Origin of the sequence: Bowmanella pacifica, from assembly GCF_014645355.1 — a bacterium.
GTDB lineage: Bacteria > Pseudomonadota > Gammaproteobacteria > Enterobacterales > Alteromonadaceae > Bowmanella > Bowmanella pacifica.
Genome location: NZ_BMLS01000002.1, coordinates 13919 through 31894 on the forward strand (window position 1 = coordinate 13919; position 17976 = coordinate 31894).

General features: G+C 50.4%; 16 protein-coding genes. 6 read left to right on the forward strand and 10 right to left on the reverse strand.

The window, feature by feature from the left end; all coding sequences use genetic code 11:
* The first annotated feature begins 24 nt into the window (after positions 1 to 24).
* On the forward strand, positions 25 to 1368 hold the full coding sequence (xseA, locus tag IEX02_RS06180; RefSeq protein WP_188691894.1) for an exodeoxyribonuclease VII large subunit: 1344 nt from the start codon (positions 25 to 27) through the stop codon (positions 1366 to 1368).
* 1 nt (position 1369) lies between these two features.
* Here xseA and IEX02_RS06185 read toward each other — a convergent pair whose 3' ends face one another.
* The 10 genes from IEX02_RS06185 to ndk form a co-directional block, all read right to left on the reverse strand.
* Positions 1370 to 1852: a SixA phosphatase family protein gene (locus tag IEX02_RS06185; RefSeq protein WP_188691897.1), complete on the reverse strand. Its 483-nt coding sequence runs from the start codon at positions 1850 to 1852 to the stop codon at positions 1370 to 1372.
* 9 nt (positions 1853 to 1861) lie between these two features.
* Positions 1862 to 3307 (reverse strand): ribosome biogenesis GTPase Der, encoded by a 1446-nt coding sequence (der, locus tag IEX02_RS06190; protein ID WP_188691901.1) that lies wholly within the window; start codon positions 3305 to 3307, stop codon positions 1862 to 1864.
* Between the two features lie 573 nt (positions 3308 to 3880).
* Positions 3881 to 5128 (reverse strand): outer membrane protein assembly factor BamB, encoded by a 1248-nt coding sequence (bamB, locus tag IEX02_RS06195; protein WP_268237396.1) that lies wholly within the window; start codon positions 5126 to 5128, stop codon positions 3881 to 3883.
* 11 nt (positions 5129 to 5139) lie between these two features.
* Positions 5140 to 5763: a YfgM family protein gene (locus IEX02_RS06200; protein WP_188691904.1), complete on the reverse strand. Its 624-nt coding sequence runs from the start codon at positions 5761 to 5763 to the stop codon at positions 5140 to 5142.
* A gap of 12 nt (positions 5764 to 5775) precedes the next feature.
* Positions 5776 to 7059 carry a histidine--tRNA ligase gene (gene hisS / locus IEX02_RS06205; protein WP_188693999.1) on the reverse strand — a complete coding sequence of 428 codons (1284 nt, stop codon included), beginning with the start codon at positions 7057 to 7059 and terminating at the stop codon, positions 5776 to 5778.
* A 90-nt stretch (positions 7060 to 7149) separates the two neighbouring features.
* Positions 7150 to 8265 (reverse strand): flavodoxin-dependent (E)-4-hydroxy-3-methylbut-2-enyl-diphosphate synthase, encoded by a 1116-nt coding sequence (gene ispG / locus IEX02_RS06210; RefSeq protein WP_188691907.1) that lies wholly within the window; start codon positions 8263 to 8265, stop codon positions 7150 to 7152.
* Between the two features lie 36 nt (positions 8266 to 8301).
* Positions 8302 to 9195, reverse strand: coding sequence for a RodZ domain-containing protein (locus IEX02_RS06215; protein WP_188691910.1), 894 nt, complete (start codon positions 9193 to 9195; stop codon positions 8302 to 8304).
* 42 nt (positions 9196 to 9237) lie between these two features.
* Positions 9238 to 10242 (reverse strand): type IV pilus biogenesis/stability protein PilW, encoded by a 1005-nt coding sequence (pilW, locus tag IEX02_RS06220; protein WP_188691914.1) that lies wholly within the window; start codon positions 10240 to 10242, stop codon positions 9238 to 9240.
* A gap of 23 nt (positions 10243 to 10265) precedes the next feature.
* Positions 10266 to 11387: a dual-specificity RNA methyltransferase RlmN gene (gene rlmN, locus IEX02_RS06225; protein ID WP_188691917.1), complete on the reverse strand. Its 1122-nt coding sequence runs from the start codon at positions 11385 to 11387 to the stop codon at positions 10266 to 10268.
* A 116-nt stretch (positions 11388 to 11503) separates the two neighbouring features.
* The gene (gene ndk / locus IEX02_RS06230) at positions 11504 to 11935 is read right to left on the reverse strand and encodes a nucleoside-diphosphate kinase (RefSeq protein WP_188691921.1); all 432 of its coding nucleotides are present in this window, start codon (positions 11933 to 11935) and stop codon (positions 11504 to 11506) included.
* Positions 11936 to 12118: 183 nt separating this feature from the next.
* On the opposite strand from ndk, the gene IEX02_RS06235 reads away from it, so the two are divergent.
* The 5 genes from IEX02_RS06235 to IEX02_RS06255 all read left to right on the forward strand — a co-directional run bounded on the left by IEX02_RS06235 (position 12119) and on the right by IEX02_RS06255 (position 17976).
* Positions 12119 to 12907 carry a transporter substrate-binding domain-containing protein gene (locus IEX02_RS06235; RefSeq protein WP_188691922.1) on the forward strand — a complete coding sequence of 263 codons (789 nt, stop codon included), beginning with the start codon at positions 12119 to 12121 and terminating at the stop codon, positions 12905 to 12907.
* Positions 12908 to 13218: 311 nt separating this feature from the next.
* On the forward strand, positions 13219 to 14655 hold the full coding sequence (gene sufB / locus IEX02_RS06240) for a Fe-S cluster assembly protein SufB (protein ID WP_188691927.1): 1437 nt from the start codon (positions 13219 to 13221) through the stop codon (positions 14653 to 14655).
* 68 nt (positions 14656 to 14723) lie between these two features.
* Positions 14724 to 15518, forward strand: coding sequence for a Fe-S cluster assembly ATPase SufC (gene sufC / locus IEX02_RS06245; protein ID WP_444542193.1), 795 nt, complete (start codon positions 14724 to 14726; stop codon positions 15516 to 15518).
* A complete protein-coding gene (gene sufD, locus IEX02_RS06250) occupies positions 15515 to 16762 on the forward strand; it encodes a Fe-S cluster assembly protein SufD (protein WP_188691933.1) in 1248 nt (415 codons plus the stop codon). Before sufC ends, sufD begins: the two co-directional genes overlap by 4 nt.
* A complete protein-coding gene (locus IEX02_RS06255; RefSeq protein ID WP_188691936.1) occupies positions 16759 to 17976 on the forward strand; it encodes an aminotransferase class V-fold PLP-dependent enzyme in 1218 nt (405 codons plus the stop codon). Before sufD ends, IEX02_RS06255 begins: the two co-directional genes overlap by 4 nt.

Genomic DNA, 17976 nt, shown 5'->3' on the forward strand with positions numbered 1-17976 from the left:
TTCTCTTCGTTAGATAAGTTTTTTATGTCGTCTCCCAACCAGCAGATATACACCATCAGCCATTTGAACCGCCATGCCCGGCAAGTACTGGAATCTGAGATAGGTCAGGTCTGGGTCAGGGCCGAAATATCCAACTTTGTGGCAGCCAGTTCCGGCCACTGGTATTTCACCCTCAAAGACCAACGAGCTCAAGTGCGCTCGGCTATGTTCAAAAACGCCAATCGCCGTGTACAGCAGTTGCCCAAGGAAGGTGACAAGGTCTTGGCCAGAGCGTCCATTAGCCTGTACGAGCCCCGAGGCGATTACCAACTTATCGTCGAACATATGGAGCCTGAGGGCGAAGGCTTGCTTAAGCAACAATTTGAACAGCTCAAGCGTAAACTACTGACAGAAGGGTTATTTGATCAAAGTCACAAGCGCCCGCTTCCTCAGCCTATTTTAAAAGTCGGGGTCGTCACCTCGCCCACCGGCGCCGCCATGCACGACATTCTGACGGTGCTCAAACGGCGCAACCCGGCCATAGAAGTGGTGTTGTACCCCAGCCAGGTGCAAGGGGAACAGGCGCCCTTTCAGCTTATCAATGCCATTGAAACGGCGAACCAGCGCAATGAAGTAGACGTTCTGATTGTTGGGCGGGGCGGCGGATCGTTGGAAGATCTTTGGTGTTTTAACGATGAACGCCTGGCCCGTTGTATTTTTCACTCCAACCTGCCAGTAATCAGTGCTGTGGGCCATGAAGTGGATGTCAGCATTGCAGATTTTGTGGCTGACCTGCGCGCCCCAACCCCGTCGGCTGCAGCTGAATTGGTGAGCCAAGACAAAGACGAGCTACAAAACCGTGTTCAACAATTAGCCATACGCCTGCGTCAGCGTCTCCAGGCGCTGTTGGAAGCCAAGTCTTATAGTCAGCAGCTCCTTGAGAGCCGCTTGGTGCGTCATCATCCGCAGGCGCGCCTTAATCAACAGGCTCAGCAACTGGACAGGTTGGCAGAGAATCTAACATTTTCTATTCAACGGCAATTTACCCGTTTACAGGAAAAACAGCAGGGGTTGGAGAATCGACTGGCGAAGCAATCTCCGATAGAACGTGTTAATCGCGAAGAGCAGCGGTTGGCCTTTTTACATCAATCCCTGAATCGCAATATTCAGCAATGTCTGCATGGCCACGAACAAAAGCTGGCCAGTACAGCCCATCTGCTGGACACCGTCAGTCCGCTGGCTACCTTATCAAGGGGGTACAGTATCAGCCTCAAACAAGGAAAAGTGGTCAAAAGGGTCGCTGATGTTAAGGAAGGCGATATGCTGACCACCCGTCTGGCGGATGGCGAAATTGTCAGCGAAGTCAAAAAGTCTGACGCGTTAAAATAGTTTAAGGCAGAGGGATCTGCAGCTGGATGACTTGCACCTTACCGTCGCGGATATTGAGTTGATACAAATCACCGTAGCTCGACTCATCCATCTGCACCTCTGCCACGCCAAGCAGCATTAACAATTGTGGCGTGGTATTACTGTGCCCGACCACCAACGCATTTTCCCTCTGCTGCCTAAGTTGATTAGCCAGCGCCATCAGCTCGCCAGGCGCATACAACTCCACCATTAAATGATGAGTATGAGCTAATGGGGCCACGGTTTGTCTGGTGCGCTGGTAGTCCGTGCTGTAAATATGGCTAAGCGGCACCTTAGCCAACAATTGCGCCAGGGCCTGTGCTCGCTGCAGACCCGGTTCAGATAAACCGGGATCCTTGCTCTGCGAAGATTGTTTTTCGGCGTGCCTGAGTAAGTACAAGCTATAGGCGTCAGCCTCTGCAAACTGGCTGCACAGCAAGCATAATGTCACCAGCACCCAGCGCATTAACAACTCCTACTTCTTTTTGTGGAAAGACATCAAACGCTTACGCTTGCGCTGCTGCGCCAGGGTAAGTTGATTTTTCTTGCCTTCAAAGGGGTTGGCCCCTTCACGGAATTCAATCCGGATAGGCGTGCCCATCACCTTCAGTGATTTTCTGAAGTAGTTCATCAAAAAACGTTTATAGGAGTCAGGCAAATCCTGCACCTGGTTACCGTGAATAACAATAACAGGCGGGTTATAGCCACCGGCATGGGCATATTTCATTTTTACCCGGCGACCGCGTACCAAAGGCGGTAAATGATCTTCCTGGGCCATTTCCATAATGCGGGTCAGCATGGAAGTATTAATGCGGCGGGTTGCCGACTCATAGGCTTCCTGTACAGACTCGAACAAGTTACCGACTCCAGTACCGTGACGTGCAGAGATAAAATGCAGACGGGCAAAATCAATAAAGCCTAAGCGTCTGTCCAGCTCACGCTTGATCTCATCTTTCACCGACGTATCCAGGCCATCCCATTTATTTACCGCCAACACCAAGGAGCGACCGGAATTCAACACAAAGCCCAGCAAGCTTAAATCCTGATCGGTAATCCCTTCACGAGCATCCACTACCACCAACACCACGTTGGCTTCTTCAATGGCCTGCAAGGTTTTTACAATGGAGAATTTCTCCACCATATCCGAGACTTTCTTACGTCGGCGTACACCAGCCGTATCAATAAGCACATAGTCGCGACCGTCGCGCTGCATGGGAATAAAAATACTGTCTCTGGTCGTGCCTGGCTGGTCAAACACCACCACACGCTCTTCACCCAAAATACGGTTGGTCAGGGTCGACTTGCCCACGTTAGGTTTGCCCACAATGGCTAATTTGATAGGCAAGTTAAGCAGCTTTTCCAGTTGCGCTTCAGCGTCCTGCTCTTCCTGCTCAGGATCCGCTTCGGGTATCAGCATATCGGGAAACTGCTCAGACAGCGGTTGAACGAGAGTGTCCAACAACAGGCCAATTCCGCGCCCATGAGCCGCTGCAATCTGATGCACATCGCCTAGGGCCAGGCGGTAAAACTCAGCCACTTCGCTGTCGCCGTCTATGCCATCCACCTTGTTGGCCACCAGGTGCACGGGTTTATTCTGCATACGCAAATGACGGGCAATGGCCTCGTCGGCTACGGTCAGCCCGGCCCTGGCGTCGAGCAGAAACAACACGACATCCGCTTCCTCGATCGCTAACAGGGATTGCTGTGCCATCTCGGCATCAATACCGTTTTCATCACCACTGATGCCGCCGGTATCCACCACAATAAATTGCAGTCCTTCATATTTAGCCTGCCCATACTTGCGGTCACGGGTTAAGCCCGGGAAATCTGCCACCAGGGCATCCCGACTGCGGGTCAAACGGTTAAACAGGGTAGACTTGCCCACATTGGGCCGTCCGACCAGAGCAACAACTGGTAGCATATTAATTCCTACTTGCCGACCACCAACAAGGTGGTATCTGGCTTAAAGTTTACCGTATCTACACAATCCTGCGGTACGGTATAACGATTGTTTTCAAATTCCCATTCGATTAACCCGTCACCAACATAAAGGCGGCAACCAACTTAATCGAATGGGCTACGCATGACGCAAATGCAAATCCCCCAGATCTGCACGTCCATCCCTGGACATCGTCGCTCCTTCACATCCCTGTGACCGCGACATACCGTCCATCAATGGAAGGTGGAAGTGCAGATCACGCAGGAGCAGTTATCTGCACGTCCATCCCTGGACATCGTCGCTCCTTCACATCCCTGTGACCGCGACATACCGCCCACCACGGAAGGTGAAAGTGCAGATTACGCAGGAGCAGTTATCTGAACGTCCATCCCTGGACATCGTCTCTCCTTCACATCCCTGTGACCGCGACATACCGTCCGTCCCTGGACATCGTCGCTCCTTCACTTCCCTGTGACCGCGACATACCGTCCATCCATGGACATAAAAAAGCGGCCCGAACGGGCCGCTATTCTATCAGCTTTCAAGCCACTTGGATCAGGGGGTTTGCACCGCCCTTAACTGGCCATCACGGGTAAGGGTGTACAGAACATTACCCTCCACCACAGGAGCGGCAAAGATCCCTTCATCTTCGTCGTTATCGCCCACTTCCAGACGCGCAACCAGTTCACCATCACTTTGATTCAACCAGTGCAGGTAACCAAACTTGTCACCTACCACTAGGTAATCGCTCACAGGTTCGGCACCGGTTAACTGACGACCACGCAAGCTGGTCTGACTCCACAGCTCAACACCATTGCGACGATCTAAACCATACACAACGCTATCGGCATCAACCACATATAGATTGTTTGCATCCATAGTGACACGACGATAAGAGCGATATTCACGCTTCCAGATCACGCGACCGCTACGAAGCTCAACCGAGGCCAAGGTGCCGTCAAATGACACTACATAGATAACACCACCTAATATCAGCGGCTCAACATCAATATCCACCAGGCGGTCAAGCTCTGTCGCACCGGTGGGGGCTGTCACGGCCTGTTCCCAGGCAACCTGACCATTTTCCATAATCACCACGGCCAGCTTACCAGATGCGGTTCCCACCATAGCGCCACCGGATGACGTTGTAGGGGCTGAAATGCCTCGCAATGACAACGGCGGAACTTCCGACTCATACAGCCATTGCTGTTCACCGGTTTCGGCATCCAAAGCGAACATGATCCCGGCGCCAGTATTCACCACCACCAGGCCTTCTGCAACGGCGGGCTTAGCAAGGACTTCGCCTTTAACTTTAACTTGCCATTTAACTTCGCCGCTCTCGGCATCCAGCGCGACGACGTCACCATTTTCAGTGCCGAAGAACACTTTCTCATAGGACGCAGCCATGCCGCCTGCAATACGGGCTGACTCACCTGAACGCCACAGACGGGAGATACCGGAAAACCAACCTTCATCATTAAACTGAGCGAAATTACGTTGCCAAACCTGCTTACCGGTTTCCTTATCAAAAGCCACCACCTGACCGTGGCGGTCAGCAGCAAACACCTTGTCATAAGCCACAACCGGCTTAAGGCGTGAAAAATGGCTACCTACACCGTCACCCACTTCTTCTTCCCATAGCGTAACCGGGACAAATTGGGCATCAATTGGCTTAAGTTCTTTGATCTTCAGCTCTTCTTCGTCGGCAAACCATGTGGTCGGATCCATCCACTGCGGTAGGATCGAGCATCCCGACATTCCCAGCACCGACAACAGGCACAGTGCCCTGATTGGCTTTATCACTGCAGCACTCCTTATACGCTGGCAACAGCTGGCAGGTTATCCAGCTTCATCTTAATCAGATTGTTGCCTGCACTGTTTTCCAGTGCCGCACTGTAAGCTGCACGGGCCTTATCCAGGTTTCCTTGCTTAACGAATACGTCGCCTCTAAGTTCCTGAACCTGGGATTGGAAATTATCAGTGCCGATAGCATCCAAGGCCGCCAGTGCCTGAGGATAGTCTGCTAACTGCACATGAACGCGAGCCAGACGTAGATTGGCAATGGCTGCAATAGCAGGCACTTTGGCTTTATCGGCAGCAAACTTAAGTTGCTTGGCCGCTTCGCTGAAATCGTCACGGGTCACCGCCTGGCTGGCGAGTTGCATGGCGGTCAGCAACGCATAATTGTCATCAGAATGGGTATTGACATATTCCAGTGCCTGACTAAAGCCCTGCTCATCGTTTTCCAGCGCTTGCATGACTTGCTGGTACTGAGCTGAAGCTTCATCCATACCGACAATCCGCTGCTCGTTGTAGTAACGCCAGCCCCACAATCCACCTAATCCAATTACCGCACCAAGAATGATGGCGGTACCATTGTCTTTCCAGAATTTTTTGATGGCTTCAACTTGTTGTTCTTCGGTAGTGTAGACTTCCATCCCATTCCCCTTTTAATGATTCTGCTTCAGCACATCGCTTAACAACGATGGTAACTGTTCAATACTGACTTGTAGTTGCGGTTTATCTTCACGCAGGTATTTCACCCCTGCTACCGCCGCTTCCACTTCCTGCTCACCGATGATCAGGGCAATACCGGCCCCGCTTTTATCGGCGCGCTTCATCTGCTTCTTCAAATTGCCGCCGCCACAGTGGGTCTGCAGTTTCAAGCCAGGCACCGCATCACGTAATGATTCGGCTAAGGTCAAACCAAATGCTTCGGCTTTCTCCCCCAGCAAACTCAGATACACATCCACTTCTGGTGGCAGTTGCACTAATTGCAGAGACTCCAGCAACAGCACTAGACGTTCCAGGCCCATGGCAAAACCTACCGCCGGCGTGGTTTTACCGCCTAGTTGCTCTACCAGACCATCATAACGACCACCGGCACACACTGTACCTTGTGCACCCAACGCGTCGGTAACCCATTCAAAAACAGTGCGATTATAGTAATCCAGTCCACGCACCAGACGGGAATTAACCCGGAATTGGATACCGGCTTGCGTCAAACGTTCACACAGCAAGTCAAAATGTTGTTTGGATTCCTCATCCAGATAATCCAGTAAGTCTGGTGCATCTTTCAGCAACGCCTGCACATCAGGGTTTTTGCTGTCTAATACACGCAGCGGATTGGTCGTCATACGACGCTTGCTGTCTTCATCCAGTTGCTCGGCATGCTGGGATAAAAACGCCACTAAGGCATCGCGATAATTAGCCCGCGCTTCACTGGAACCCAATGAGTTGATTTCCAGACTGACTTTGTCGGCCATACCAAATTTTTGCCACAGCCTGGCCGTCATCAGAATGACTTCAACGTCAATATCCGGCCCGGCTAAACCAAAGGTTTCCACGCCGAACTGATGAAATTGACGGTAGCGGCCTTTTTGCGGACGTTCATGACGGAACATCGGCCCCATGTACCACAAGCGCTGTTGCTGGTTGTACAGCAAGCCGTGCTCATTGCCGGCGCGCACGCAACTGGCGGTGCCTTCCGGGCGCAACGTTAGGCTGTCACCGTTGCGATCCTCGAAGGTATACATCTCTTTTTCAACGATATCGGTTACTTCACCGATGGAGCGTTTAAACAGTTCGGTGCTCTCCACTACCGGAGTGCGAATTTCCTGATAGCCGTAACTTTTTACGACGTCTCGAATAGTCTGTTCTACCCACTGCCAAAGGCCGGACTGTTCCGGCAGGCAGTCATTCATTCCGCGAATGGCCTGAATTTGCTTACTCACCTGTGCAATATCTCGATTCGTTTCAGCGCTCATCATATGAACGCAGGTTAAAAATAAAAGCCGCGATTATAGGGACTTGTTGACCAAAGGTCAGGCATTTTTCACTGCAATCCGGTTCTTCTCGTCCAGCACGGCGGCCTTGGCACGAATACGCTTTTCAAGCTGATCAACTAAATCGTCGTTAGCCAATCGCTCTTTTTGACGTACTCCATCAAGATAATAGCCACTCATGTTTCGCGCACCGGTCAAACCCAGGTCCGAGACCTCGGCTTCACCTGGGCCATTGACCACACAACCGATAATGGAGACATCCATCGGTGTTAATAAATCTTCCAAACGCTGTTCCAGCGCATTAACCGTACCGATAACGTCGAACTCCTGGCGAGAACAACTTGGGCAAGCAATAAAATTAATGCCGCGAGAGCGAATACGCAGGGACTTGAGGATATCAAAGCCCACTTTAATCTCTTCAACCGGGTCGGCCGCCAGTGAGATTCGAATAGTGTCACCAATTCCTTCGGCCAATAACATCCCCAGACCGACCGCACTTTTTACTGCTCCGGCACGTTGACCACCGGCCTCGGTAATCCCCAAATGCAGTGGCTGATCAATCTGCTTGGCCAGTAAACGATAAGCCCCAACAGCCAGGAACACATCGGATGCCTTGACGCTCACCTTGAACTGGTCGAAGTTCAGTCGGTCAAGAATATCCACGTGGCGCATGGCAGACTCAAGCAAGGCTTCAGGTGTCGGTTCACCATACTTTTCCTGCAGATCTTTTTCTAAGGAGCCGCCGTTAACACCGATACGTATAGGGATGTTCTTGTCACGGGCACAATCCACCACCGAACGAATACGTTCTTCGTTACCAATATTGCCAGGGTTAATGCGTAAACAGTCGACACCGTATTCAGCAACCTTCAAAGCAATGCGGTAGTCAAAATGGATATCTGCTACTAAGGGAATATCAACCTGGGCACGAATAAGTTTGAATGCTTCTGCCGCATCCATAGTCGGCACGGATACGCGTACAATTTCGCCCCCAACAGCCTGAATACGCTTAATCTGCGCAACGGTGGCCTCTACATCCGTGGTTGGTGTATTGGTCATAGACTGCACGGCAATAGGCGCCCCATCTCCGATGGGCACATTACCCACATAAATGCGGGTGGATTTGCGGCGAGTAATAGGCGATTCAGCAAACATGGTAATGGGAGTCCAGTTAAAGTATCGGAAAACAGGTTAGTTAAGCGGCAAATTGAACTTTGCAGTACGCCCTTTAGGGAATCCAGCCATATCGACCGCTTCACCGTTGTAGCGAATCTGAACCACATCAGGCGCACCCAGTGTGACTTCAAAAGGTGGCACGCCACTTACAGGCATAGTACGCCCGGCCTTTTTTACCCCATAGGCAATAGCTTCACCTGTGGCATCCAGAATATTCACCCAACAATCCGCGCTAAACTGAAAGACCAGTTCCACTTGCTCTGGCAACGTTTCCTGCGGTTCGGTTTCGCTCGCCGCGGTGTTTTCTGCTTGTGTTTCTGTTGGCGCTGACTCTATGCGCTCCAGATCCACAGGTTCAGTCGGTTCGGTATCCATAACCTGTGGCTGTGACGCTTCGAGTGTTTCAGGAGTTGTCTCAGGGGCCGTTTCCTGAGCAGGAGAAGATACGACCGATTCGGAGGTATTCGTTGTATTGCCAGGCAGGCTGTCAGCCGTGGTGGTATTGCTTTGTTGTAACCACCAAACGACGACCATAGCCAAAATGATAGCTAGGATCACATAGGACACCATCATCAGCCGGTCATCACTGGCCTGCTTCGCCATTTTGCGGGAAAAGCTTTGCAACTTGGCGGGTTCCTGTTTTGCCGCATTCAGGGCATCAAAGGCCTGCAGTATTTCGGCTTGAGGTACATCCAGCAGTTTTGCGTAATTCTTGTAATAGCCGCGAATAAAAGTGACAGAGATACGTTCATCAAATTTTTCAGCTTCCAAATCCTGCACATTTGAGGACTTGAGGTTAAGCCTATTCGCCACATCATCCACCGTCAGGCCTTTGGCTGTGCGCGCATCCCTGAGCATTTGTCCCGGTCCAATGGCTTGTGTCTGCTCGGCTACCTGTTCGTCTGTCATAATACTGCTGATACCTGCTTGCAAAAAAGTTCGTCTCGTACCCTACGGCTGGGCAACCCTAAGTTTCATCCCAACATAGATGGACGATGGATCCTGCATTTGGTTCCATTCCATCAGGGTTTTCATTTTTATATTGTACTTGAGTGATATCCGATACAGGTTTTCACCTTCAGCCACAACATGGTATTGCGGCGATGTATCCTCTGAAACTTCAATATCCTCAACACGGGGTTTCGGCGCCGGTGGCGTCACCGCTGGCGGTTCCACGGCCGGAACGGGTTGTTTAGATACCGATGCCAGTTGTAGGTATTGCGCCGTTACCGGATGCTGAGGGTAAAGCTCTTTGAGCATATTACCGTATCCTTGGGCGCTTTGCAGATTTCCTTGTCCGCTCTCAATTTTATACCCTAGTAGCAGCATGTCAGGAGAAACACGTCCCAAGCGCTCCAGTTTACTCAGGTTGGCTTTAGCATCAGGCCAGTTTTGTTGCTGAACCAACACATCGGTCAGCAACAATAAACTTTTCCCTCTCGACGGTTGGTGATTCAGGGCCGCTTGCAAATACTGACGGGCATCATCCAAATGGTGCTGATTTTGCGCACATAAGGCCATATTTTCGTAGGTCTCGGCGCTACGGATATACGCCTGGTTATCTAATGCTTGCTGGAAATATTGTTTAGCGTCGTTATAACGACCTTGCTGGCAAAGAAAGGCCCCGTAGCTGTTAACTATATCCGGATTATTCTTGTCCAGACGCATCGCCTGCCGGTAGGCTTCTTCGGCATGTTTATTTTCTTCAACCTGCTGATAATAGTAAGCCAGGCTGTAATGCGCATCAGCCATACTCGGCGCATATTCCAGCGCCTTATCCAGATTAAATTTAGCTTGGGTAAAGTTACCGTTTTTAAGGTAAGTCAGGCCAAGAGAAATACGAGTTCTGGCCGCATCTTCGGCATTAAACTCCGCCCCCGGCCCTCGCCCATCTATCTGGGTTTGACTCGCGCAGGCGGAAAGGAGGAACAATAGACAAAAGCATAACTTGCGCATCTGAATCCCAATCTGAAGGTGAATCAGGCCATTTTTACTGAAATCGCCTCACCCTTCATCTGTTTTTTCAACATTCTTTTAGTACGGTCAACCACATCACCGACTAACTGCCCACATGCAGCATCAATATCATCGCCGCGGGTCTTACGTACCACCACAGTAAAACCATATTCCATCAGTACTTTAGAGAAGCGGTCAATACGTGAGTTACTGGAACAGGTATAAGGCGACCCCGGATAAGGGTTAAAAGGGATCAGATTAATTTTACTGGGCGTATCTTTCAGCACTTTGGCCAGTTGGTGAGCTTGCTCCATGCTGTCGTTAATGCCGTTAAGCATGACATACTCAATAGTCACACGTCCCTGATTGGCATTGGACTTTGTCATATAGCGACGCACACCGGCCAACAACTCATCGATAGGGTATTTCTTGTTAATGGGCACAATTTCATCGCGCAGCTCATCAGTAGGCGCATGCAGTGATACCGCCAGAGCCACATCGATTTGGTCGCCCAGTAAATCCAAAGCAGGCACTACACCCGATGTGCTGAGGGTCACGCGCCGCTTGGATAAACCAAAGCCAAAGTCGTCCAGCATAATGTCCATGGCCGGCACAACATTCTTTAAATTCAGTAAGGGTTCGCCCATGCCCATCATCACCACGTTGGTGATGGGCCGCTTGGCAGTGTCTTTAGACAATCCTATAGTTGTGGCAACGCGCCATACCTGCCCGATAATCTCACCAACCGATAGGTTACGGTTGAACCCCTGTTGCGCGGTAGAGCAAAAAGTACATTCCAGTGCACAGCCCACCTGAGAGGATACGCACAAGGTCGCCCGATCCGTTTCAGGGATCCACACCGCCTCAACTTCCTGACCGCCGTTTAGCATCAAGGCAAACTTAATGGTGCCATCAGAAGCGTTTTGCTGGCGGGAAATAGTCGGCGCCTCAATCACGCAGCTCTCGAGCAATTTGGCCCGCAGGGCTTTATTGAGGTTAGTCATCTGCTCAAAGTCATCAATACCGGCCTGATATATCCATTTCATCACCTGGTCGGCACGGAAAGGTTTTTCACCGATACTGGCAAAAAAGTCACGCAGTCCCTGACGGTTAAGATCCAACAAATTGGTTTTAGCTTGGGCCATGAATGATCACCTTTGACTTCAAGGGGCAGGATTGTACATTTTTCGAGCGCAATTGAAAACCAATCGCTACTGGCAAAAAAGGGAGCCGCAGCTCCCTTTTTGTACTCGTGTAACGATTAACGAGTACGAGGGCAAATTTCTTCGTCAGCGAAGAAATACGCGATTTCGCGTGCTGCAGATTCTGGTGCGTCAGAACCATGCACAGCATTTTCGTCGATAGATACAGCGTAGTCAGCGCGCAAGGTACCTGCCAATGCTTCAGCAGGATTAGTTGCGCCCATGATTTCACGGTTCTTACGAACGGCATCTTCACCTTCCAGTACCTGAACCATTACAGGACCAGATGTCATGAAAGCAACCAGGGCACCGAAGAAAGGACGCTCTTTGTGTTCAGCGTAGAAACCTTCCGCTTGCTCTTTGCTCATGTGCAACATTTTAGATGCCACGATGCGCAGGCCAGCAGACTCGAAACGGTTGTAGATAGCGCCAATTACGTTTTTCGCAACGGCATCAGGCTTAATAATGGAAAAAGTACGTTCCAGAGCCATGTTAAAAGTCTCCAAATAAAAGGGGTTTAAATTTTTGAGGGCGGATTATATGCAAATTTCTGACGCTTGACTATTCACCTTGATGAATTCTTATCAAAAGACTGTCACATTCCTCGACGAAAATTATTTTACCGGGCGGCTAGTTTGACTAATATTGGATAAAGTTCGGCGTAAAGTAGTCAGATGAGAATCTCCAAGGTTTTGAAGTTCCTGCTATTTATTCTGTTCAGCCAGATAGGTTGGGCTAACCCCCAGCCCCCCTTAGTGGTCGCTACCGCGTTGTGGTCACCGCATTTTGTCAATGAGCTTGAAGACGGTATTTATCAAAAACTGCTGCGTGAAGTATATCCAAAGCGGCAAATCAACTATGTCTACACAAGCTACGTACGCTCAAAACACTTAGTGGCGACCGGGCGCGCTGACCTGTGGCTAGGCTCGTACCTAAACGAAGAAGACTGGGCGCTTTACCCTCGTTTTGCTCATGATGCCGACCTGCTGGCCGCAATCTATTTGAAAGACACCAGTTGGCAAGGCGCTGACAGTCTGTTTAGACAGCCGGTTTCCTGGATCAGTGGCTATGATTATGACAAATACTTGGCCGCCTCGCAGATGCAGTTTTATGAAGTGCCTGACCTGAACGTTGCTATGACATTGCTTCAGGGAGAGCGGATTCAGTATGTGCTCGATGATGTCTGGGAATTCAATACCTATCTGAGTGAAAACGATGCACTGCGCGATAAAATTCACATGACACCTTTTGCTATCATCAAAATCTATCCGGCGTTTAATAATGATAAACGGGGTCAATTGCTCGCAGCGCAATGGGATCTGGCCATGGAAACTCTGGTTAGCGGCCGACTGAAATCCTTGTTTCTGGAAAAAGGCGAGGATTATCTATTAGATGCGTGCGATACACAGGCTGAACACCTTGCTCAGTATGATTGCCTTGAACTACCCCTATCACCTCAATAGCTTTTGCCTAATCCGCTTACCAATATGGCATACAAGATGATATAGTGCGCGCCCAGTCCAGCAGGGTAATAAAGCCCCAGTTAATACTTGAGTAAATTGCTCAGGTAATATAAAATCCCGCCCTGTAGTGAGCCCAAAATTTATTCGTATCAGGACACAAACATAACAGGCGAACAGCCTGTCTAATCAATAAAATACCGGTACGGCAGGCTTAACCTGTAGTAATGCGTGGGTAGTGTTCCCACCGTAAAGGCCATATGCGTCAGTAGCTAATAGCTTTGACCCAGAACCGTTGATAGAGACCAGATCCTATGAGTGAACAAATCGAACAGGCGCTTTCGCGTAAATATGAGGCGGGTTTTGTCTCTGATATTGAGTCAGAAACCTTCGCAGCCGGCCTGGACGAAGAGGTAATCCGTAAGATTTCCGCCATGAAAAATGAACCCGAGTGGTTGCTGGAATGGCGACTCAAAGCATTCGAGTCCTGGCAGAAAATGGAAGAGCCTGAGTGGGCCCACCTGCATTATCCCAAGATCGATTACCAAGCCATTTCCTATTATTCAGCGCCTAAGAGCATGAAAGACAAGCCGAAGTCTCTGGACGAGGTAGATCCTGAATTGCTGCGTACTTATGAAAAACTGGGTATCCCCCTGTATGAGCAACAAATGTTGGCGGGTGTTGCGGTAGACGCGGTATTTGACTCCGTCTCTGTTGTCACCACCTTTCGGGAAAAGCTTGAGGAAGCTGGCGTTATCTTCTGCCCTATTTCTGAAGCCGTGCATCGCTTCCCAGAGTTGGTAAAGAAATATCTGGGTACGGTAGTCCCGCGCTCAGACAATTATTTTGCCGCGCTGAACAGCGCCGTATTTACCGATGGCTCATTTGTTTACATTCCCAAAGGGGTGCGCAGTCCTATGGAGCTGTCCACCTATTTCAGGATTAACGAACAAAATACCGGCCAGTTTGAACGCACCTTGATTGTTGCCGATGAAGGCAGTTATGTCAGTTATCTGGAAGGTTGTACCGCGCCACAACGTGACGAGAACCAGCTACACGCTGCGGTGGTTGAACTGGTTGCTCTGGACAATGCCAAGATCAAGTATTCCACGGTACAGAACTGGTATCCGGGTGATGAGAATGGCAAAGGTGGCATCTACAACTTTGTCACCAAGCGGGGTATCTGCCATACCAATGCTCATATCAGTTGGACTCAGGTCGAAACCGGGTCAGCCATCACCTGGAAATACCCAAGTTGTATTTTGAAAGGCGATAACAGCGTTGGCGAATTCTATTCCGTCGCGTTGGCAAGGGGTAAGCAGCAAGCAGATACCGGCACCAAGATGATTCACCTGGGTAAAAACACCAAATCCACCATTATTTCCAAAGGTATCAGCGCCGGTGATGCTAACAACGCCTATCGCGGTCTGGTACAAATGGGCCCGAATTCAGATGGTGCACGAAATTTCACCCAATGTGACTCGTTACTGATTGGTGATCAATGTGGTGCCCACACCTTCCCTTACATCGAAAGCCGTAATCCAAGTGCCATTGTGGAACACGAGGCCACGACATCTAAGGTCAGTGATGAGCAGTTGTTCTTATGTCAGCAACGAGGCCTGGATGCCGAGAAGGCCGTGTCCATGATAGTCAACGGCTTCTGTAAAGAGGTATTTAAGGAATTGCCGATGGAGTTTGCCGTAGAAGCCGGCAAGCTGCTGGAAATCAGTCTGGAAGGCTCGGTAGGCTAAACCGAATTAGAGTTTAATCCGGCGCTTGGCGCCAAGGCCTGAACCGGCCAGTAGCACCGCCCATACTGGTGGCTACCAAACACGTATTATTGGGGTATTTCATGCTAAAGATTCACAACCTGCACGCCAAGGTGGAAGACAAAACCATTCTTAAAGGCCTGAGCCTGGAAATTAAGCCAGGAGAAGTTCATGCCATTATGGGCCCCAATGGTGCCGGTAAAAGTACGCTGGGTTATGTCTTGTCTGGTCGCGATGGTTATGAAGTCATTGATGGTCAGGTCGAGCTAAAAGGCAAAGACCTGCTCGAACTTGAAACCGAAGAACGTGCTCGTGAAGGCTTATTCCTGGCATTCCAGTATCCGGTAGAAATTCCAGGCGTCAGCAATATGGAATTTATGAAAGAGTCAGTCAACGCCATGCGTGAAGCTCGCGGTGAAGAGCCTCTGAGCGCGGCTGAATTTTTAAAGAAAGCCAAAGAAGCCTGCAAGCAGGTGCATCTGCCACTGGATTTTCTGAAGCGCGGCGTCAATGAAGGTTTTTCCGGCGGTGAGAAAAAGCGTAATGAAATCATGCAAATGATTCTGCTTGAACCCTCCCTGTGTATTCTGGATGAATCCGATTCCGGCTTAGATATTGATGCCTTGCAGGTTGTGGCTGACGGCGTCAACAGTCAGCGTAGCCCTGAGCGCAGCTTTATCGTAGTGACGCACTACCAGCGCCTGCTTGACTATATCAAGCCTGACTTTGTGCATATTCTGGCCGACGGCAAGATTGTGAAAAGTGGTGATGCTTCACTTGCCCTGGAAGTGGAAAAAGAAGGCTACGCCTGGCTGGGCGGCAAAGCCCAGGAGGCGGACGCATGAGCCAATGGCTTGAGCAAGTAGTCGAACGTGCCGAGCAGGCCAACCTCACAGGGCCCCGTTTACAGGCACTGACCGCATTGAAACAGCAGCGCTGGCCAACTCGAAAAACTGAGGCCTGGCGCTATACGTCCGTAACGCCTATTGAGCAGTTATCGCTGTCCAGTGTACAAACCATACGAGCCAATGCCACTGATATTGATGGGCTGGACAGCTTGGATCTGGTTTTTATTGATGGCGTTCTACAACAAAGTCTAGCGGCGCTCACCTTACCCGCAGGCTTAACGATTCAGCCTCTGAGCGCACTAAGCGATGAAGAACAAACGGCAGCGTCGCTATTCGGGCAAATAAAGCCCGCTCATCACATCTTCGGTTTGGTTAACGATGTACTGGCCGAACAAGGTCTGATTATAGATGTGGCCCCAGGGGCGGACATCACGCAGCCCATCCGTATTATCAACCTATCCAGTCAGGGACAGGAATCTCATGTACGCATGGTGGTTCGCCTGGGTGAGCAATCGCGACTTTGTGTGATTGAACAAGGTGAAGGACAAGATCCCAGTCTGCATACCGCTTTTGCGGAGTATCAAATTGGTCCGCACGCCCATCTTGAACACTACCGTTTAGCCCTGCATACCGCCAAAGCGGTACAAGTGGGTGGCAATCACTTCCGTTTACTGGAGAACGCCGAGCTCAACAGTACCTTGGTTGCCTTTGGCAGTGATTTGTCGCGCCTGGATGTAGATATCGAACACGCCGGCGAACATGCCCATGCCAAGTTCAACGCCATTTATCTGCTGGGAAGCGGTGAGACTTTCGATCTGCACAGCTGCATCGAGCATGCTGTACCTAATGGCACCACAGAAGAGAATGCCCGGGGTATTGTTGGCGACCGTGCCAAAGCAGTATTTAACGGCCGTATTCATATTCATCGTCATGCCCAAAAAACCCTGGCAGAGCTGAATAACCGTAACCTGCTGCTTTCCCGTCGTGGCCAGATTAATACCAAGCCCGAGCTGGAAATCTATGCCGATGACGTGAAGTGTGCCCATGGTGCCACCATTGCCGAAATTGAAGAAAAAGCCTTGTATTACCTTCTATCCCGCGGCATTTCCCGTTCTCAAGCTTTGATTATGCTGAACTTTGGCTTTATTCAGGAACTGATAAACCAGATCCCCAATGGGGCCATTGCAACCTGGTTACAAGAAAAGCTAAAAGACAAGTTTAGTCAGATGGAGGTCAAGTGAGTCTGGATCTTGCTGCGCTGCGCGCTCAATTCCCCATATTGTCCCGTCAGATTGACGGTAAACCATTGGTTTATCTGGATAATGCCGCGACCACGCAGAAACCCCAGGCTGTTATTGATGCACTGGTAAGCTTTTACACCGAATGTAACGCTAATGTGCATCGTGGTGCCCATGCATTGGCCGATGAAGCCACCCGTCGCTATGAACATGCGCGGGACACTGTTGCTAACTTTATCCATGCCAACGACCGCCAGGAAGTTATCTGGACCAGCGGTACCACCGAGGCCATTAATATTGTCGCCAATGGTATGGCGCAGCAGTTGAAGGCGGGAGATCAAGTACTGGTCACCGAGATGGAACACCATGCTAATTTGGTGACCTGGCAACAAGCCTGTTTGCGCAGTGGCGCTGAACTTCATATTGCGCCCATCTATGACAATGGCGAGTTGGATCTGAACGCCTTTGCCACACTGGTCAATGAGAAAACCCGTTTTGTGTCCCTGCCCCATGTGTCCAATGCCCTTGGCACTGTCAATCCCATCAAGGAATTGACCAGGATGGCTAAAGCCGTGGGTGCGCTTGTCTTGATCGACGGCGCCCAGGGGATCGCCCATGGTCAGGTGGATGTACAAGATATTGGCTGTGATTTTTATGCTTTTTCCGGCCACAAGCTCTTTGGTCCCACCGGGATAGGGGTTTTATGGGGCCGACAGGCACTGCTGGAAAACTGGCCGGTATGGCAGACCGGCGGCGAAATGATTGCCAAGGTCACCTATGAGTGTTCAACCTGGGGTAGCTTACCTAACCGTTTGGAAGCCGGTACACCGAATATTGCCGGTGCCATTGGTATGGCTGCCGCCATCAACTGGTTTATGCAGTTGGACGTCAATGCAGTACAAGCTCACGAGCAAGCTTTGATCCGCTCCGCCACTGAACAAGCCGAAGCCTTTGCAGGTCTTACTATTATTGGCAATGCCAGCAATAAGATTGGCGTATTGAGTTTTGTGCTCGATGGCAGTCATCCTGCCGATGTGGGCTTTATACTGGACAGACAGGGCATTGCCATTCGTACCGGCGACCATTGTGCTCAGCCTTTGATGCGTCGTTTGGGTGTGCCTGGTACGGCCAGAGCCTCATTTTCAATTTATAACAGCCTGGACGAAGTGGATGCGCTGTTTAGCGCACTGAAAAAAGCTCAGTCCATGCTAGCCTAG